This window comes from Lactobacillus sp. HBUAS51381 (assembly GCF_012641095.1).
GTDB lineage: Bacteria > Bacillota > Bacilli > Lactobacillales > Lactobacillaceae > Levilactobacillus.
In genome coordinates this window covers 78,346-96,945 of the sequence record NZ_JAAVSC010000001.1, presented here as the reverse complement: position 1 = coordinate 96,945, position 18,600 = coordinate 78,346, and the positions used below count along the sequence as shown (strand labels likewise).

Here is an 18,600-nt window from a genome sequence, read left to right as displayed (position 1 = left end):
GGGATTCCATCTGTGTTTCACTTTTCGGCCTTCAGTTTGTCTTAGTGAATGACCTGAACATATCGTGAATTAGCGGTGATATAGCCACCGGCTACCCGGTAACGTAACGCGCCATATTTATTGAAGTTGTTGGGTTGTGCGTAGTCCCAACCGAGAACCTTCACCCGCTTCTTGGCCGCAATCGTTCCGCGTTTGCCGGTCAGGTTGACCGTCCGGTAACGGTTCACGGTCGTCTTGGTTCGAATGGCGGTTGGCGTCGTCGTCTTCTGAGTCGTGACCAGCTTGCGGTTGGCGGTCACGTATGTGCCATTACTGAGTTTAAACCGGGTGGTCAGATGGTAGTGTTTCAACCCCGTCACCTTCAGCGTGGTCCCTTGACGATAGTGCGTGGCCCGCTTCTTCAACCCCACTTGACGGTAAGCATTGACCCCCGCTGGATTAATAACGGTGATCTTGGCTGCCTTCTTCTGGTAGTAAACAGGGACAGTGTACTTGGTGTTAGCGGTAATGTACCCCGTCTTACCGGCCGTCTTACTGTGATGGTTGACGTCCTTGACCAGGTAGCGTGCGTGACCGTTGACGGATTTGGCATACCCCGTGACCACAAACATCGGCCGGTTAATCCGTGGTTGCTTGACGTATTTCGCCTGTCGTTCCGCCCGCTTAAACGTTGGTCGGTCATAGAGGTAGATTGGCTTGACGGCGTAGACCACGCTGCCCTTAGGCGCAACAATTTGGTCAGCTTCGCTAGATGAGTTCACCGAATCATGCGAACTCTCATCGGACTGACTCGTCTCTTTACCTGGCGTTTCGGTCGTAGAAGACGATGAGTTTGAGGACTCTTCAGGGGCCTTCTCCCAGTCAATTGGGTAATACTGATAGCCATCGGCCACCAGTGTACTGCCATCAGCATACGGAATTGGATCGATATTCTCAAATTCAACGTGGTTCTGTCGGTGGCCCAAGACCAACCACTTGGTTCCGGCATTAATTCCCTTAACCAGCGCATCCGTGCCGTCCATGGCCAGCTTTCCCGAAGCATTGTACCACACCCGCGAACTCGTCTGAACGGGTTCATCATTCATCCCCTTCATCGGCGCTGGTATCCGAACCTGCGTCTCCTGAGTAAAGGTTGCGGGATCAATGTAAATCGGCTTCTCAAAGACCTGATACTGGCCGATAGCTAACAGTTCCACTGGACCAAACTGCTTAAAGAATGAAAAGCTTGTTAGGCGTTGATTGGCCACCGTGATGCGAATCCGGCCATCATAGTTCTTATGCTTTAACGCCGCAAATTGAGAGAATAGCGGCTTTAGCTGTTGGACATCCGCATCCGTTAGCCCATCATAGTCGGCGTAGTAGGTCTGGCCCGAGACGCAGACCTGACGTAAGACGCTCGCCGTTGGATCTTCTAAGACGTGGACCTGATTTAACGCGGTAAAATCACCGCCATGCATCCCATCTTGAAGCACCGTTAAATTCCCCGAGACCGGTAAACCTTTAAATGGCGCCAAGGAGACGCCCCTAGCCAAGCTCAATTGCACGGAGACACCGATTCCATCAGGCAACTCCTGTAGGCTCTGGAGGCCCTCTAACGACGTTATATTGGCGTTACTTTGCAAAACGGGTTGCTGCCCCTGATAGTGCCGAATATCGCCGTAAGTCACATCGCCATCGACACCGAGGGCTTTGGCCACGGCCGTCCCAAACGCCGGGTCCGTGAAGGCCACTTTATCCTGATCGGTGTGAACGTCTGCTGCCGTCTGACTAGTCGGGTCATCGGCCGCCATTGCCGTGACCTGATGCATGGTCACTGTCACGCCGCTCACCGTCATTACCGTGCCGAGTGCTCCCATCAACAACATTTTCTTCAATTGATTACGCTTTTTCATCATGAACTCCCCCAACTAATGAAGTTAAACATAGCCTTTAGCCATGAGCTTATTTATATTGTAACAACATCGCAAAATTGTTACAATGTTGATACTTGACTATTGACTGGTCTTAATTAACTATCTCGTTAATCTCTCGGCTCAAGTTTCTTGATATAACGCGGATTACCCTAGTTTTAGGTCATCGAACACAAGCCACAACTAGCCAGATTTAATCGTTGGTAAATTCATTTAATTATTAGAGAACGTCCAATACCTTCACGGTGATTAACGATCGTCTTTTTCCGCTCAATCTCCACTAACTCCGATAGGCCACCTCCCGATTAACGTCTTCCACCATCCCCATAACCGATAGCGAGCGAAATCGTTGACAAGTGACTAACGTGAATGGTATTCTGGTTAGAACGTAATCATTACTATCTAGATAAAAGGAGATTCATTTATTCATGGCTAAAAAGTCAAAAATTGCTAAAGAAAAACGGATTGAAGCAACCGTTGCAAAGTACGCCGATCAACGCGCAGAACTCAAGGCAGCTGGCGACTACGCCGCACTAGCGCTATTACCACGGAATGCTTCCCCGGTTCGGATTCACCACCGCGACCACCTCGACGGCCGGCCACACGCTTACATGCGCAAATTTGGCCTATCCCGGCTGAACTTCCGTCAACTCGCCCACGAGGGAAAGATTCCCGGCGTGCGCAAGGCTAGCTGGTAAACACCCATAAATTGTTTTAGTTATCCACGGCATCCGCATTACAGCGGGTTTGACGTGGATTTTTCTTTGCTCTAAACTAAGACCATTATGCCTCACAAAAGGAGCTTTTCTAATATGACCACAGTCTTAACCGTTATTCGAGAATTCGATGTCTTTGGCAACGGTAGCCAAACACCCTATGGCATCGATACCCCCAAGATTAACGCCCAATTCGTGGGTGTCAGCCCCGCTATGGCTTTCGACACCAACAACCAACCCAAGTTATCCCGACAAAACGAACGCCGGCTACGGGCCATTGAAGACGCCATGCGCCACGACTTTCACGACCAAATGGCCGCACTGGATGGCAACGACCTTGCTCAGAATTTACAGACGATTCAGACCCTCATCACCACCTTCAAGTCCCGGCTGGAACAGGAGTTGCTGGTTGCCAATCAACTGGAACTGGAAAGCCTCACCACGACTGGCGAATGGCTCACCTTCTGGCAGGACAACGCCCCGTTGACCCAGGCCAAGGCCCATCAGCAGAAAAACCTACCGCAGGACTTTTAAGCTGCACTTTCTTTCGGTTTCAGTCGTCTTGCCGCTCGCCAATCTCTGGCAATCGAAGGCGACATCTCAACACAGTCCAAAAAACACCATCTCTCGGCATAAGCGCCGTGGAGATGGTGTTTTTGAGTTAACACTGAGATGATTCTTGGTGAAACCTGTTGCCGATTCGAGAATTGAGGGGGGATTCTCAAACCGTGTCGATCTTGGCCCTAGTCAAGCCAGTCACACGCCGCGCAAAGGGAGTCGGGTGTGATTGACGATTATTTCACTTCAACGGGCTTGCCCGCGACGTCAATCGTCAACGGCTTGCCACTCATTAACTTGAAGTGCGTGCCGTCAGCATCGACCGTGACTTCGATCAGGCTACCGCGGAAGACTTGCCGGAAAGCATAACTCGTCCACGTCTTCGGCAGGAATGGCGCAAAGTGCAGTTGACCATTGCGAACCCGCATGCCAGCGAACCCTTGAACCACCGCAATCCAACCACCGGTCATGGCCGTGATGTGCAGACCATCCGTGGTGTCATTGTTGTAGTTGTCCAGATCCAACCGGGCCGTCCGGGAGTACAGTTCAACCGCCTTGTCTTCGTAGCCCAAGTCGGCGGCCAGCACCGCGTGAATGGCCGGTGACAGGCTGGACTCGTGCACCGTCAGTGGTTCGTAAAAGTCGAAGTTGGCCTTCTTTTGTTCCGGTGTGAAGTCATCGATGAAGTCCCAGATTCCTTGCAGGACATCCCCTTGCTTGATGTAAGGCGACCGCAAGATCTTATCCCATGACCAGTGTTGGTTGATTGGCCGTTGGTCGGCAGGAATCGCACTGACTGGTTCGATGTCCTTGTCGAGGAACCCATCGTGTTGAACGAAGATGTTCAGGTCCTTGTCGTAAGGCAGGTACATCCGGTCGACGATATCTTGCCACTTGGTCTTTTCTTCGTCGGAAATGTTGATGTCCAGTTTCTTAGCCGTTGCGGCGTCCACTTGTCCCAAGATTTCCAACGTGTATTTCAATGTCCATTGTGCCAGGAGGTTGGTATCCCAGTTGTTATCAACGTTGTTTTCGTATTCATCCGCACCGGTAACCCCATGGATCATGTACTGGTTGTTGCGCTTGCTAAAGTGCACGCGATCGGCCCAGAATCGTGAAATCTCGGAGAGTACCTTGGCGCCCTCATGCAGGACGTAGGAGGTGTCGCCGGTGTAACGGGTGTAGTTGTAGATGGCAAAGGCAATGTCACCATTCCGGTGAATTTCCTCAAACGTAATTTCCCATTCGTTGTGGCATTCGATCCCGTCGAATGTCACCATTGGGAACAGTGCACCCTTCAAGCCTTGTTCTTGGGCGTTGACGTAGGCCCCGTCCAATTGCTTGTAGCGGTACATCAGGAGATTGCGGGTGACCTCGGGATTCGTGATCCCCAAGTAAACGGGAACGGCGAAGGCCTCGGTATCCCAGTAGGTGGCACCACCGTATTTTTCACCGGTAAAGCCTTTAGGTCCAATGTTCAGACGAGAATCTTCACCATAGTAGGTGGAGAACAGTTGGAACAAGTTGAAGCGAATCCCCTGTTGCGACTCGTCATCGCCGGCGATTTGCACGTCGGACTTTTCCCAACGATCGGCCCAGATCTTGGTGTGGGCAGCGAGGAGATCGGCATAGCTTTCACCGGCCACGCGATCGCTCAAGCTGTGCATCGCCTGAGTCAATTTTTCTTGCGTGTCGTAGTCTCTAGAGGTGACCACGATCACGCGCTTTTCTAATTCTGCTGAAGCTTCCGGAGCCAGATTGCCCGTGTAAGCCGTCATGACTTCCTTGTCGTTGGGCTGCGTCACGGCCACGTTGTTGAGGTCCGTGACCATCCGCATTTCCATGCCGGACGTGAACCGCGGTGTGCCAAATGGATTGGGCGTCGTCTTAGCGATAACACTGCCGCGATCGGCTTGTTGGTCGGTGGCGAGGACGTCCCAGAAGCGTTCGTCATAGTTGGCCTCTTCGTTCATCACATCGGCATCGATGCTAGGCTTCAACGTGATCGCCACACTGTTGGTCCCCACGTTCTTCACCGTCACCTTTTGAACGGAAAGTTCTTGTTGGCTAACACTCAAGAACCGTTCGAAGGTCAAGGCGACCCGGGTATCACCGCGTTCGACCGTAAAGGACCGCGTCAACACGGACCGGTGCATATCGAGGTCGAGGGTAAAGTCACTGACCTTGTCCTTGGCCAAATCCACCGGCGTCCCGTCCATTTCAATGGGAATCTTGATAAAGTTGACGGCATTAACCACCTTACCGAAGTACTTGGGGTAACCGTTCTTCCACCAGCCGACCCGGGTCTTATCTGGATACCAGACACCACCCAAGTAGATGCCTTGCAGGGAGTCACCGCTGTAACCTTCTTCAAAGTCACCGCGCATCCCCATATAACCATTAGCCATACTGGTCATGGATTCCTGTAGGCGCTTGTCTTTGGGGTCAAAAGTATGGGTAATGACGTTCCAAGGCTGTACCTCAAAAATTCGTTTCATGGTGTAATTTCTCCTTTTTTGTTTAATCGTCTTGCGTCAATCATCGATCACCGACTAGCGGCCAGCAATCCTTATTTTTACGGCTTATTCGCTGTATTTTCTAAACTAAGCCTTGTACGTTTCCTTGATGAATCCAACGGATAATGCCCCGATAGCCATGATAATGCCGGCTAATAAGAACATGTTGGCTTGGGCACCACCCAATAATGGGAAGAGTGCGAAGCTAGCCAGTGAGGCCACAATCTGTGGTAAACAGATGGAACCGTTGAACAGACCCAGGTAAGTCCCCATGTGCGCACCGGATAAGGCGTTGGTAACCATCGTTAATGGGTACGTGTTCATCGCAGCCCAGGCAATCCCCACTAAGATGAAGGAGACAATCAACGTGTATTGGTTGTGAACGAAGAAGACGGAAATGAACCCGATGGCACCTAAGCCTAAACTACCGGCATAACCCAACTTGTGGATACTGTTTGGCAGCTTAGCCAAGACGTATGACCATACCACAGCGGCAATGGATTGAACGGCGGCTAAGACCCCGTACCAGTTCCCAGCGGCTTGGTAGCCGGCTGAAGCGGCGTTGGTCGTGTGCCAAACGTTTGAGGCAATGGCCCCCGCGGAATAAGTCCAGAGGTATTGGAAGGCCACCCAGCAGAAGAATTGAACTAAGGTAACGGTCCAGAAAACCTTGGGTGCGGACTTCAGTAACGTCCACCAATTCCCGCCTTGCGCATTATCTTCCTTGGAAATCCCATGATATCTTGCATAAGTATCTGGATCGTATTCCTTAACGCGGAAGATCGTAAACAAACTTGTGATGACTAACAGGATAGCCCCCACATAGAAAGCAACCTTAACTGTTGAAGGCACAACCCCCTTGGTAGCCGTGTTGGCAATCCCAATGGCGGCAAACAAGAAAGGCAAGACGGCGGCTAAAACCGCCCCGGTGTTAGACAAGAAACTTTGAATCCCATAGGCATAACTCTTTTGATCATCGTTAACCATATCCCCAACCATCATCTTGAAGGGTTGCATGGCGATGTTAGAAGAGAGGTCCAAGAACGCCACGGTCAAGGCCCCAAAGAGTAAGGCGGCGAGTGAGGCGTAACCAAAGCCCATGCTCCCGGAGTTCGGTAACAGACACATGACGATGACGGCCACGATTGTTCCTAACAACAGGTAAGGCAACCGCCGACCGCCTAATTTAGGCGCCCAGGTTCTATCGGAATAGTAACCGACAATCGGTTGCACAATCAGACCAGCCAATGGAGGTAAAATGAAAAACCACCCTAGACTGTTCGGATCGGCCCCAATCGTCTGGAAAATCCGGCTCATTTGAGAACTCTGTAGTGTGAAGGCCGTTTGTACCCCTAGGAAACCAAAGTTGATCATCCAAATGGTACTGGCCGGTAGTGTTGGTAACCCATTCTTTTTCTGGGCAGCCGCGGCTGAAAGTGTTTCATCTGCCATAATCCAAAACCTCCTCAGGCTTTATTGCTTAAATAATTGCTAAGTGATAACTTGCTTCGTGGAATCATTATGGCACCGCTTACATAAAAATGCAACCGTTTGCGCAAAAGTTTCTTTGTGCACGTTTTCACACCTGACAGTTCAAAAAGGCCCGGCTGTGGGATTTGCTTTCCCCTGGCCGGACCACAATTTTTTATTTAATTTCGTACGGAATTCTGATTTGTTTAGCGGACACATCCGATGCCTGGTGCTGATCGCCAAACAACAGACTGACCGTGGCCGATCCCATCTTCTCGGGAAATAAATTCACCGAATGGAGATTGGCATCCGTGAGGCCCGCGGGCAATGACTGGTTGTAGCTGACCATCGGGAACCGACTCACGACGTAGCGCTCACGAACGAGCCGGTAAAATTCAATGGCGTTGAAGTCATCGGTCGCCATGATGCCATCGATCTCGGGATGATGTTGAATAAAGGACCGAACATATTCCAGATCACGCAGTTTACACGTCAGGGGTTCCACGTTAAAGCTGGCCGCCACGCGTTCATACCCCTGTCGGCGTTGCCGTTCATAGCCCCAGTCGTGGCCAGACTCGACAAAGACGGGGTGTTTAACGGCCAATTGATCCAGCAAGAAGCTGGCCCCCCCTATGCCGGCCTCCAGGTTATCGTTATCGACAAAGTAGTCATCGTGCCCATCGATTGGTTCCCCAATCGTCACAAAGTGCAGATGCCGTTCACGTAAAAACGCGGCCACGGGATCGTCTTGATGGACGTACAGCAGGACGAATCGCTTAATCTTCCCCTGCGCAACCATGGCCTTCACGTTTTCCAACAACTCATCGGCCGTCTTACTGATGGCCACCGACAGGACGTACTGGCGCTTCATCAGCTCCGTATTGATGCCCCGAAGGAGGTCGATATAGAACGGATTGTCCGTCGAGTTACGATCGGAGGTGGGGAAAACAACGCCCACCGCATTTGCCTCTCCAGCAGTTAAATTTTTAGCATTGTAGTTGGGCCGATAGCCCTCCGCAGCGGCCAATTCCTGGATTCGTTTCCGGGTGGCGGCACTGATCCGCGGATTATTATTCAAAGCCCGGGAGGCTGTGGAGACCGAAACGCCCGCCTTGGCCGCAATATCACGAATGGTTAACATCTATTCAAAGCTCCTTATGCACTTAACAGCAGTATCCTCATGACACAAATCTTACCATAGAAACTGCTGAATGAAAATAGTTCCAGCCGCAAATCACTCGTAATTGGTCTACATTTATTTTGTTTTCTGGTGAAGAACCGCTTCAAAACATATTGTTAGCGATTTTCGCGCATCACAAAGATCAAGATCAGGTCTATTCGTCACAATGGTATACCCATGAACGCCAAAAAGGACCCCACTTGAGGTCCCGACGTGACATCTAAGCTAGTCGTTGCCCTCTTCCGAAATCCCGAGCAATCGGCTACTTCTTCTCGTGGTGCCCGCTTAAACCGGTGGCTGGTGTGAGCGGCAATGATGTCACGAATTGGCTTCCCTGCGGCTGATTGGTTTTGACGGTAATCGCGCCGTGATGCAGGTTCACAATCCAGTGAGCAATCGGCAATCCCAGCCCGTTACCACCAGTCTGACGACTTCGCGAACTGTCGACGCGGTAAAATCGGTCGAAGATTCGTTTACGATCCGCATCGTTAATCCCAATGCCCTGATCGGCTACAATCAGTTGCCACTTGCGGCCAACCACCTTGGCAGAGATGGTAATGGTACTTCCTCGTGGAGAATACTTGAGGGCATTGTCAATTAAGATATTCATCAGTTGGTGAATCAGGTTCTGATCGAGAGTTGCCCGAAAGTCCCCCACCGGAGCCAAGACCAACTTTTTTCCTTGGCTGGCCGCAATCTCCGTGTAGGGTTCCACTGTTCGCTGGAGAAAATCCGCCACGTGCGTCACTTCAAAGTTCGTCTGTAGCGTATTGGAATCCGACCGAGCCAACGCAAGGAGATCCTGCGTCAACTTCTGTAGGCGCTGACTCTCGCTGTTCGCAATCGCGATATTTTCCGCCTGATCGATGATTTTATCGTTAGGTTTCGTCAGTAACAGCTCCAATTTGTTCTGAATGATAGTGAGCGGTGTCCGCAATTCGTGCGCCGCATTACCAACAAATTCCGTTTGCCGACCCCAGGACTTCAGAATTGGCCGCATGGTCAGTCGCGACATCCAAATGCTCATCAGGATGGACAATAGCCAAAAGACGCCCATGGTAATCAACAGAACCCGCGTGAAGTTACTCATGGCGGCCTTCTGCGGATCAATATTTTCCATGATCAGCAGATATTTCCCCGCCACCATTTTGTCCGAGTTTCCCTTAGGGACCCGCACCAACAACGTCCGAAAGTTATACTTCCCGCCGACCTGAATCGTGTGTAGCTGCCCGGCCTGAGACCGATCCAGCCGGATGTCCTTCAAGGTATCGTAACGCGATCCCAACTGCGCCCGATTGGTAATCTTACCCGCATTATCAAAGATCAACGTGGTGGTCATAAACGGATGAATCGCCCGACTGGCCTGAACCCGATTTCCGGGTTGTTTACCCTGATCTACCGGTTTCTTAGCCACCGGTGCCCCGCTCAATCGAGACGAACGTTCAACCCGTAACGCCTGATCGGTACTGGTCAGTAACGCGCTGCGAAAGAGCACAAACACGATGACCCCTAGCAACACGAAAATAATGGTAAATCCAATAAAATTACTGATAAACAGGCGCCACTGTTGCGCCCGGTTAACCTTATTGCTCATCGGGGGCCTCCACAATGTAGCCCGCGTTACGAATCGTGCGTAACGACAGATCACTGCCAGCGTTTTTGAGCTCCTTTCGCAAGTTACTCATGTAGACTTCGACCACGGACAGGCTCGTCTCGGAATCAAAGCCCCACAACCGGTTAAAAATCTGTTCCTTCGTAATAATCGTGCCGGGATTGGCGACTAAATAAGCCAACAAATCAAACTCACGGCCCTTCAACGTCAACGGTTGTCCCTTAAAGGTCGCTAAATGCTTGCTGGTGTTGATCGCCAGCTGACCGAGACTAATCACATCGCTACTGTTCAAATGGCCGGTCCGCTTCAATAGGGCCTTCATCCGGGCGAGCAGTTCCTCACGGTGAAAGGGCTTGGTAACATAGTCATCGGCGCCATCATTGAAGCCCCGCAACTTATCGGCAATCGTGTCTTTAGCCGTTAAAATCAGGACGGGCGTCTTAATATCCTTATTGCGAATGTGTAAGAGCAGATCCAGCCCACTCTCACCGGGCAGCATCAGGTCTAGAATAATCGCATCGAAGACTCCCTGGCTGGCCAAAAATTCACCTTGTTCGCCGTCAAAGGCGGTGGTAGTCTCACAGATCGGTTTAATTAATTCAACAATGTCCGCGGATAGTTCTCGTTCATCTTCCACAACTAATACTTTAGCAGTCGTTTGCAACGGGCATTCCTCCTTTTGATTGATTCGTGGTCCAACGCCCTTCATCGTGACGGGTATTGAACCACCAGTACTTTTCCTATTATCTAGACAACATGGTATCGACTGGCCGCCTGCCGTTCGCTCAATATGAGCTGGAACGCGGTGGGCGGACGGCAAAAGCCTGAAGAAGCGGTCTTTTGCCTCGCTTTGAGCCGCTAACCCCGTCTCAAAGACGCCGTTCCCTAACCGGCCAAAACCTTGCCGCTAAGGGAACCCCACGGCTGAGCTCATATTGGGCTTCACTCCCGGCTACAAGCGTGGTTGTCAGCTAAATTAGCTAACTTGAAAACACTAACTTTCGCCAGGTTCGTTACAACCGGCAAGTTCTCCGACAATCGATGGCGGAGGCGGTCAATGATGGAGCCAGCCGTGACGACCCAGTTAGCTGGCGTTTTGAGCCAGGTTACTGGGTGGGACGACTTGGAAGACGCGTGCTTTTGGCGCGGCTTCTAAGCGAGGTGTGAGACCGCTCTTTGGCTCACACCGGTCCCCACAGCAGGCGGAATCGTTGACCGCTGCAGACTAACCAGTTTAGTCAATCGCGAACGGTAGGCGACCAGTCGCCGCCACACAGCCATGGTCACAGATCGACGATTTTCAACCTTTAGCTAAGATTATAGTCTACTTCATTAACGATAACGCAACCTTAAGTTATTTTCCTTACCAAAGTCTAAGTTTATCCGAAGTTTAGCACGTTCTTTGGCGCAAGGCCCATTATTTAGAGTAAACTTTTATCCAAGCACAGAGAATGTTATCCTATTAGGGTCAGACATTTTGATTGTCATCAACGGAGGGGTTTTCATGGAGCAACATCACAACGCCTTAGCGAAGTTAAGGGTAAGTCGCTGGGTGTATTTGGGGGCATTTTTAATTCCGCTGGTCATCATGTGCGTGGTCTTTTGGCAACTTAAGATTACGCCCTTTGGCAAGCATAGTCTGTTGTTTAGCGACACGGGCGCACAGTATATTCCAATCCTAGAATATCTGCGCTCGACCGTGACGCACGGACAGTTTCATCTGTTTTCATTCGCATTGGGGACGGGCAGTAGTATGGTGCCGTTACTGACCTACTACGTCATCAGCCCGTTTAATCTCTTGATTTTTCTGTTTCCAGCTGCGCAGTTACCGACTGCCGTGGCCTGGATCATGATCTTAAAAATTAGCACGATTGGCCTGACCATGGCGATCTTCTTACGCCACGCGTTTCTGCGGAGTGGTTGGTCCCTACTGCTGTTTTCAACGGCCTTTAGCCTGTGTGGCTTCGTGGCCATGTATTTCTACGACATCATGTGGCTAGATGCCTTAATCTGGCTGCCACTGGTGGCGTTAGGGCTTCACCGGATCGTCAGTACCCACCATTTTGGCCTGTATACACTGAGTTTGACCATCACCATCTTTTCCAACTATTACCTCGGTTATATGACCTGCCTGTTCTCGGTGATGTACTTCATCTACTTGATTGTGGAGCATCAGCCAGTACCAACGCCGTTCAAGGAAACGTGGCGGATGCACTGGCCCGCCATTCGGCAGTTCATCATTGGCTCTTTGTTAGCCGGGCTGATGTCGATGGTCGTCTTGATTCCAACGGCGCTAGGCATGCTGTTGACGGGGAAGAGCAACTTCTTCGTTGAGAATTACTTGCCTACACCGCTGTTTGGACCGGAAGTTCTCGCGCAATTCGGTTTGGGAACCGGGAATTTTCATTCGCACCTCTATCACGGTCCCAGTCTATTCATGGGCACGCTGATGTTTCTGCTTCTGATTGTTTATTTCGTTTCACCGAAGATCAAAGCAGTCGAGAAGACGCGGACGATGTGGCTGCTGATTGCGATGGGTCTGAGCCTATTCGTTACGGTGCTGAACACCGTCTGGCACATGTTCCAACAACCAGCAGGCTTTCCATTCCGGAACGTCTACTTCTTCACCTTTCTCGCGCTCATCACGGCCTATCGGGCTTGGCAAACGCACCCCGATCAGACCATGAATGATCCGCAGAAGTTCTTAGCCTTACTGTGGGGTGCCGGCCTATTAACCATTGGTTTCGCCTCGGCCCAGTTCATCCCACAACTCTGGTCACGCCTCATGCCGAGCTACAACAACACGTTGTATGCCAACAGCCAACCGAACTTTCATTTACTCTGGTTAGCACTTGGCTTGCTCTTATTAAATACCATGTTGGTTTTCATCACCGAATGGCGACCGATCCGAATCGGCCTAATGATCCTGATTATTTCCGGCGAACTCGGGAGTAATCTCTACTTGGCTTCACAGGGTATGGATTTCGGATCAGAAACTAAGTTTGAGAAATACTTCAAGAAAGATGCGGCCTTATTGGCTAAGATCAACGCGTCTTCGACCAAGTTCAATCTCCACCGGGTCGACTACCTGCATTCCACCATCGGCAAGGCCTATTCGGGACCGTATAACCACTACAACGATCCGCTGATGTTAGACTACGCCGGCCTCAGTTCCTACTCGTCAACGCTGGATGAACAGTCCCGCGTCTTCCAACACGATCTGGGATACTTTAGCCCCAACGTGCGGCGAATCAGCGCGCAGGGGTACACGCACCTAACGGACACGTTGTTTAGCGTTAAATACCGGCTGAATGCCGGTAACCGGCATCCTATCACCCAGCTAAATTCGTACGCTGGCCTAGGGTTCGCCGTACCAACCAAGCTAGCCGACGTTCAGTTGCGCGACCAGACAGCCCTGTTTAATCAACAGATGATTCTGGACGCGCTGGGCGCAAAACCCAACACGTTAGCCCGCGCGACGGTCCTGGATGTCACGACCCATAAGGCCTCGTCAACTGAAGGGAGTCGGGTCGCGGCTAAACGTAATGCGCACACGGGCACCCGCTACGTGCAGACCTTCAAGCTTCGGGCCAACGCCACCGGCCTACTTCACGGTTATTCACCAACCACCAACGTCATTTACTCGAGTCTGTTGGTTAATGGTAAGAAGGCCAAGCCGATGATTAACGCCGATGGTACCCGCTACGTCTTCAAGCTGGGCCAGCATACCAAGGGTGAAGTCGTGACGGTTAGTTACGTGACGACACGGCCCCAAGCCGGCTATAGCAACGAATTCGTCTCGTTAGATCAGGCCAAATACGTCAGTCTGGCACAGAGTCTGAAACAACAACGTTTCAAGCTCAACCGCAAGAGCGGGGTCACCTGGTTATCCGGGAACGTCACGGGAAGCACGCAACGCCGCCTCCTCTACGTCTCGATTCCGGATACGCCGGGTTGGCACGCTACCGTCAACGGCAAGCCGGTCAAGATTCGGTCCGCCATGCACGCCCAATCCATCATCCCCGTGGTGAAGAACTACCGTGGCATGATTGGGGTGCCGATTCATGTGGGCAAGAACCACGTGGTCTTAACCTACACGACACCGGGGCTGAAGATCGGTGCGCTACTGAGTGCCTTAGGAGCCGCCATCTTCGCCTTCCTGGTCATTTCCGGGGAATGGCGCCGTAGCATTCGTCGCAAGCGGCGAGAAGAGTAATCGCGACACAAGTTAAATTATGATGATCTGAGGGATTAGTGCGAACTGCGCTAATCCCTTTTCTGTCCCCCTACTGATTACTAATGTTTTTTAACAGCTTTTGGTTGCACGTTTTGGCAAAATAATTGGCAGAATCGTTTTAATGGTGAAATGGTTATGGCGAACGGTGACCTGCACAGAAAGGGCCCGAGGCAAACGTCCCAGGCCCTCTCTGATCTAAACAACCAGTTAAAGGTTTAAAGTTCACGAACATGCTCCCGTCCCCAGCTGACAAGGCTTGTCGTCCTAAAACTAATCATCAACGATCACCTACGGCTACGAAAGTTAAAAGCCACTAAACGTGCGATGCCATCGCTGGAATGGCAACGTTCAGCCAGGTTAATTGGATACACCTCATGTAGCCGTGAGTGAGCTAAATTTGGTCTCAGCCGTGGGACTTTTCAAGTGTTCTGCTTAAAAAGTGGCGTCTTTGAGACGTGAACTTCGGCTCAAAGCAAGGAAAAAGACCGGGCTTTGGCTTTTTCTGGTCCTTCCCACCGCGTCCCAGACCAAATTTGGCGAACGGTAAGGCGGTCAGCGCGAGAAGCAGCCAGTCCACTCCCGAGCCATTCTATTCCGCTGGCCGGACCTTCGAGCGATCGACCTCACCTTTGTGGGCGTGATCCATGGTTACCCGTAATAGGAATGGCGCAACCAAGGTCGCAATGATTATCGCCGCCACAATCGCCGAATACCGGACTGGAGACATGAGCTTGGCCGTGTACCCAATTTGGGCAATGATCAACGCCATTTCGCCCCGAGAGACCATCCCGGCACCCACGGCCGTTGAACTTGCCAGGGAGAAGCCGGCCATTTTGGCGCCGCCACCGGCCCCAATCAGCTTGGTGAGAACCGCGACAATCGTCAACACGGCGATGAACCCGAGCTGCTTACCCAGACCGTTGAAGTCCATGTTTAAACCAATGCTGACGAAGAAAACGGGGATAAAGAGTGCGTAGCCAATCGGTTCAATGTGCCGGTCCACCGTGGACTTGGCACTCGTTTGGGAAATGGCGATACCCGCGAAGAAGGCCCCCACCACGTCGCTTAACCCGACGAATTCGGCCACGTAGGCCATCCCGAAGCATAGAATAATGGCCATCAGCGTGGGTCCCATCGGAATCAACAGGCGATCGCCAATCTTGGCCATGTACGGTGCCACCCACCGTACCACGAAGTAAATGGCGGCGAAGTAGACAATCTGTTCAATCGTCGTCAGCACCAGACTGCTAGAGGCGGCCGCGCTGTCACCCACGGCTGTCCCCGTCGTGGAGACCAGAACACTCAGGATAACCACGGCCAAGACATCATCGACCACAGCGGCGCCTAAAATGGTCGTGCCCTCTCGGCTATTGAGCGCGTTCATTTCCTTTAAGACTTCGACCGAGATCGACACGGAAGTTGCCGCGAAGATCACGCTGATGAAGAGGCTCTCGACCGTCCCCAAATGATAGAGCATCCCCACTAGATACGTCCCGATGACCGGGATCAAGACCCCCATCAGAGCCACCAGCACGCTGGGTTTCAGATAACGTTTCAGGAGTTTTAAGTCGCTCTCAAGTCCGGCAATAAACATCAAGACGATGACGCCCAGCTCGGCGTAGCTTTCTAGGACGTGGGTCAGACTGACCCAGCCCAACATGGCCGGGCCAATCACCACCCCGACCAGCAGTTGCCCAATCACGGCGGGAATCCCAATGCGCGTACTGTAATGCCCAACAATCGTTGTTGCTAATAAAATTAACGTTAGATTTCTTAAAAGTTCCACGAGTAGCCTCCTTATTTTCGCCATTAGCTGCCCGGTACCTGATACGCAAGCAACTAAAAAGCGACCGCCTCAAAACGGTCCCCCCAACCCAAGGGGAACACCATTCTTGAAAGCAGTCGCTTCAACCATCTTTAATTTAATTATTCAGTATTATACAGAAAAGTTGCGATCACCGCAACTCAACCGCATCAGGCCGGGTATTTGCGCCCCTTAACAAAATTATAGCTACCCGCAACTCGCGAATCGTGTTAAACTAATAACGATTGTGAGGTGACGCGTGTGAAGTGGTTAGCATCTAATTTAGTCGTGATTTTTTGGGCAGTTATCTTCGGTGAAGTCGTTGGTTATATCGCTGGTACCTTGAAGGATATGACTTACGACCCAACGACTATTGGCATCACGATGGCCGTAGTCGCCGTTATCGCCGTCAATGGGATTACATTACTCGGCCGTAGCGACGTCAAGACTTCTGAAGGTAAATAAGCGTTCACAATAATCATGACCGAAACAACCGACCTTGGCGGATTTGCCAGGGTTTTTTTGTTGCGCTCAGAACCCTACGTTTAAAGATTCTGGGCGTCCTCCGCCCGAATTTGGTTTTTAATCGCGTTCATGTCCTGATCCAACTGGTGAACCAGTTTGGCTTTAGCAATCAGCTCTTGGCGCAATTCTTCTTGGTGCTGAACATTCTTCTTATAATTTAGCTCATGTTCCAGCGACGCCCAGAAATTCATGGCAATCGTTCGGATCTGAACCTCCACCTTGACCGGTTCCACGCCGGCATCCAGATAGACGGGAACTGATAAGATCAGGTGTAAACTGCGATAACCGTTGGGCTTGGGATGGGTGATATAGTCCTTGCGCCGTAAAATCTGAATATCCGGTTGCTTCTCCAGGCGACTCTCCATCGCCAAGATATCATCCTCAAACCGCACGATAATCCGCACACCGGCAATGTCGTGCATCTCGGCCGGTAGCGTCTTGAGATCGAATCGGAAATGTTTCCGTTGCACCTTTTCCAAAATACTCTCTGGCGACTTGATTCGTGATTGTAAACTATCCACCAGTGTGTGACCATGTATAATTTGATATTCCTGGTCCAAATACTCAATCTTGGTTCGGACCACTTTAACCGCACTATTGTAATCCAACATGAGGCGGCGAAAAGTCGCGACGCTCGCCAACGATGTCGGATCCTCCGCAAACTGTGTTGGTAAATTCTCGTTAGCCATAAATAATCCTTCCTAGTTACCCTTTTTGATGCCGAAACTGCCGAATCTCGGGAACGACCCACCATAACAGTAGGAAGTTCAATAACAGCGTAATCGCCGTAAACGTAAACACGCCGTTATAGTTGAAAATATTGGCCACGAAGCCCCCCAGCAACGAGCCTAACATGCTCCCCAGTGCCTGGAACGACTGATTCCAACTGAAGACGGTTCCGGTGAGTTCCTGTGGTGAATTCTTCGTTAAAAGCGTCTGAACGGCCGGGAACAACGCGCCATCGGACACCCCAATCATAAACCGAAAAATTCCCAGTAGCCACACACTCGTGACGAACCCTTGAGGGAAATACATCAGGACGGCGAAAATGTAGCCGAAGACTAAGACACGACTAGTCCCCCGCCGATCGCCGTATTCTCCCAGTTTGGGGGCCGCTAACAAGGTTGAGATTCCCGGCAACGCGGCGATAATTCCGGCCACCAACGTGATGGGGCCCACCCCATGCATCAATTGTTTGACGTACAGGCTGATAATGGGCGTAATCGAATTGTTCCCCATCTGAATAATCATCGTTGATACGAGAAGGACGAGAATCAGCTTGGGGCGTTTAACCCTATGTAGCCAACTGCCCGACTGCTCTTGCTGGTCGCGCGTAATCGGCGTGAAGTGCTCATGAACCATCGTGGCACTTAAAAAGAACACGATAATCAAAAAGATCCCGGTTAAAATAAACGTCCAGCGAATGGAAAAGACCTGAGCTAAGATCCCACCCAGCACCGGCCCAATGAGGTTCCCACTCACGTAACCGGTGGTCAGAATACCCAGGGCATTGCCACTCTTCTCCCGAGGAGTCTCCGCCGCAATCAGGGCGGTAGCGTTGGGGATGTACCCCGCAAAGAACCCTTGTAGAAACCGAAGACCAATTAGTTGCCAAACATTACTAACAAACCCCATTAGCCCAATCACAATAGCCATCCCGAACGATGACCGCAACAACATAATTTTACGGCCCTTGGTATCGGCCAGTTTCCCCCACAACGGCGAGACTAAGGCAATGACCAGAAAAGTCACCGCGTAGGTCACGCCACTATAGATGGTCAGTTGGCCCTTGGTAAACGTTCCGAGATCATCCACGTACAATGACAAAAAGGGCATGACTTCGCTGAAACCCATCCCCGCGATAAATGTTCCTAACCATAGTACGGCTAAATTTCGCCGCCATTGTTCAGGTTTTCGTGTGCCCACGACGCCCTCACCTCTTCACTTTGCTAAAATAACATTATCTATTAGTGTAGCATAATTCCCGGTGTGAAGCCGATAACATGCCCGTCAAAAAATTTTGTAAATTTTTTTAATAAAAGGGTTGGAATTTTGATGGTTTTGTTTCATAA

13 protein-coding genes are annotated in these 18,600 nt (G+C 51.1%); 4 read left to right on the top strand and 9 right to left on the bottom strand.

What is annotated here, in order from left to right; all coding sequences use genetic code 11:
- Positions 1-41 precede the first annotated feature (41 nt).
- The gene (locus HEQ50_RS00430; protein WP_168898490.1) at positions 42-1,892 is read right to left on the bottom strand and encodes a DUF5776 domain-containing protein; all 1,851 of its coding nucleotides are present in this window, start codon (positions 1,890-1,892) and stop codon (positions 42-44) included.
- A gap of 446 nt (positions 1,893-2,338) precedes the next feature.
- Between HEQ50_RS00430 and rpsN the strand changes: the two genes are divergently transcribed.
- Both rpsN and HEQ50_RS00420 read left to right on the top strand, forming a co-directional pair.
- A complete protein-coding gene (rpsN, locus tag HEQ50_RS00425; protein WP_168898489.1) occupies positions 2,339-2,608 on the top strand; it encodes a 30S ribosomal protein S14 in 270 nt (89 codons plus the stop codon).
- A gap of 114 nt (positions 2,609-2,722) precedes the next feature.
- On the top strand, positions 2,723-3,160 hold the full coding sequence (locus HEQ50_RS00420; RefSeq protein ID WP_168898488.1) for a hypothetical protein: 438 nt from the start codon (positions 2,723-2,725) through the stop codon (positions 3,158-3,160).
- A gap of 260 nt (positions 3,161-3,420) precedes the next feature.
- Here the strand turns inward: HEQ50_RS00420 and HEQ50_RS00415 are convergent, their stop codons facing one another.
- The 5 genes from HEQ50_RS00415 to HEQ50_RS00395 all read right to left on the bottom strand — a co-directional run bounded on the left by HEQ50_RS00415 (position 3,421) and on the right by HEQ50_RS00395 (position 10,626).
- Complete coding sequence (locus tag HEQ50_RS00415) at positions 3,421-5,682, bottom strand: glycoside hydrolase family 65 protein (RefSeq protein WP_168898487.1); 2,262 nt, start codon at positions 5,680-5,682, stop codon at positions 3,421-3,423.
- 105 nt (positions 5,683-5,787) lie between these two features.
- Positions 5,788-7,152 carry an SLC45 family MFS transporter gene (locus HEQ50_RS00410; protein WP_168898486.1) on the bottom strand — a complete coding sequence of 455 codons (1,365 nt, stop codon included), beginning with the start codon at positions 7,150-7,152 and terminating at the stop codon, positions 5,788-5,790.
- 193 nt (positions 7,153-7,345) lie between these two features.
- Complete coding sequence (locus HEQ50_RS00405; RefSeq protein WP_168898485.1) at positions 7,346-8,311, bottom strand: LacI family DNA-binding transcriptional regulator; 966 nt, start codon at positions 8,309-8,311, stop codon at positions 7,346-7,348.
- Positions 8,312-8,612: 301 nt separating this feature from the next.
- Positions 8,613-9,944: a cell wall metabolism sensor histidine kinase WalK gene (locus tag HEQ50_RS00400; RefSeq protein ID WP_168898484.1), complete on the bottom strand. Its 1,332-nt coding sequence runs from the start codon at positions 9,942-9,944 to the stop codon at positions 8,613-8,615.
- Positions 9,934-10,626 (bottom strand): response regulator transcription factor, encoded by a 693-nt coding sequence (locus HEQ50_RS00395; protein WP_168898483.1) that lies wholly within the window; start codon positions 10,624-10,626, stop codon positions 9,934-9,936. Before HEQ50_RS00395 ends, HEQ50_RS00400 begins: the two co-directional genes overlap by 11 nt.
- A gap of 840 nt (positions 10,627-11,466) precedes the next feature.
- On the opposite strand from HEQ50_RS00395, the gene HEQ50_RS00390 reads away from it, so the two are divergent.
- Positions 11,467-14,178, top strand: coding sequence for a YfhO family protein (locus HEQ50_RS00390; protein ID WP_168898482.1), 2,712 nt, complete (start codon positions 11,467-11,469; stop codon positions 14,176-14,178).
- 610 nt (positions 14,179-14,788) lie between these two features.
- Here HEQ50_RS00390 and HEQ50_RS00385 read toward each other — a convergent pair.
- Positions 14,789-15,985, bottom strand: coding sequence for a cation:proton antiporter (locus tag HEQ50_RS00385; RefSeq protein WP_168898481.1), 1,197 nt, complete (start codon positions 15,983-15,985; stop codon positions 14,789-14,791).
- A gap of 279 nt (positions 15,986-16,264) precedes the next feature.
- Here HEQ50_RS00385 and HEQ50_RS00380 point away from each other — a divergent pair, with 279 nt between their 5' ends.
- Positions 16,265-16,468, top strand: a complete 204-nt coding sequence (locus HEQ50_RS00380; RefSeq protein ID WP_168898480.1) for a YjzD family protein — start codon at positions 16,265-16,267, stop codon at positions 16,466-16,468.
- Positions 16,469-16,548: 80 nt separating this feature from the next.
- Here HEQ50_RS00380 and HEQ50_RS00375 read toward each other — a convergent pair whose 3' ends face one another.
- A complete protein-coding gene (locus HEQ50_RS00375; RefSeq protein ID WP_168898479.1) occupies positions 16,549-17,217 on the bottom strand; it encodes a GTP pyrophosphokinase family protein in 669 nt (222 codons plus the stop codon).
- Between the two features lie 16 nt (positions 17,218-17,233).
- Complete coding sequence (locus HEQ50_RS00370; protein WP_168898478.1) at positions 17,234-18,454, bottom strand: multidrug efflux MFS transporter; 1,221 nt, start codon at positions 18,452-18,454, stop codon at positions 17,234-17,236.
- Between the last annotated feature and the right edge of the window lie 146 nt (positions 18,455-18,600).

What these genes read in the sequence shown, in the direction of transcription:
- HEQ50_RS00430 (WP_168898490.1), bottom strand. Translation starts at nt 1,892, where the DNA reads ATGAAAAAGCGTAATCAATTGAAGAAAATGTTGTTGATGGGAGCACTC.
- rpsN (WP_168898489.1), top strand. Translation starts at nt 2,339, where the DNA reads ATGGCTAAAAAGTCAAAAATTGCTAAAGAAAAACGGATTGAAGCAACC.
- HEQ50_RS00420 (WP_168898488.1), top strand. Translation starts at nt 2,723, where the DNA reads ATGACCACAGTCTTAACCGTTATTCGAGAATTCGATGTCTTTGGCAAC.
- HEQ50_RS00415 (WP_168898487.1), bottom strand. Translation starts at nt 5,682, where the DNA reads ATGAAACGAATTTTTGAGGTACAGCCTTGGAACGTCATTACCCATACT.
- HEQ50_RS00410 (WP_168898486.1), bottom strand. Translation starts at nt 7,152, where the DNA reads ATGGCAGATGAAACACTTTCAGCCGCGGCTGCCCAGAAAAAGAATGGG.
- HEQ50_RS00405 (WP_168898485.1), bottom strand. Translation starts at nt 8,311, where the DNA reads ATGTTAACCATTCGTGATATTGCGGCCAAGGCGGGCGTTTCGGTCTCC.
- HEQ50_RS00400 (WP_168898484.1), bottom strand. Translation starts at nt 9,944, where the DNA reads ATGAGCAATAAGGTTAACCGGGCGCAACAGTGGCGCCTGTTTATCAGT.
- HEQ50_RS00390 (WP_168898482.1), top strand. Translation starts at nt 11,467, where the DNA reads ATGGAGCAACATCACAACGCCTTAGCGAAGTTAAGGGTAAGTCGCTGG.
- HEQ50_RS00375 (WP_168898479.1), bottom strand. Translation starts at nt 17,217, where the DNA reads ATGGCTAACGAGAATTTACCAACACAGTTTGCGGAGGATCCGACATCG.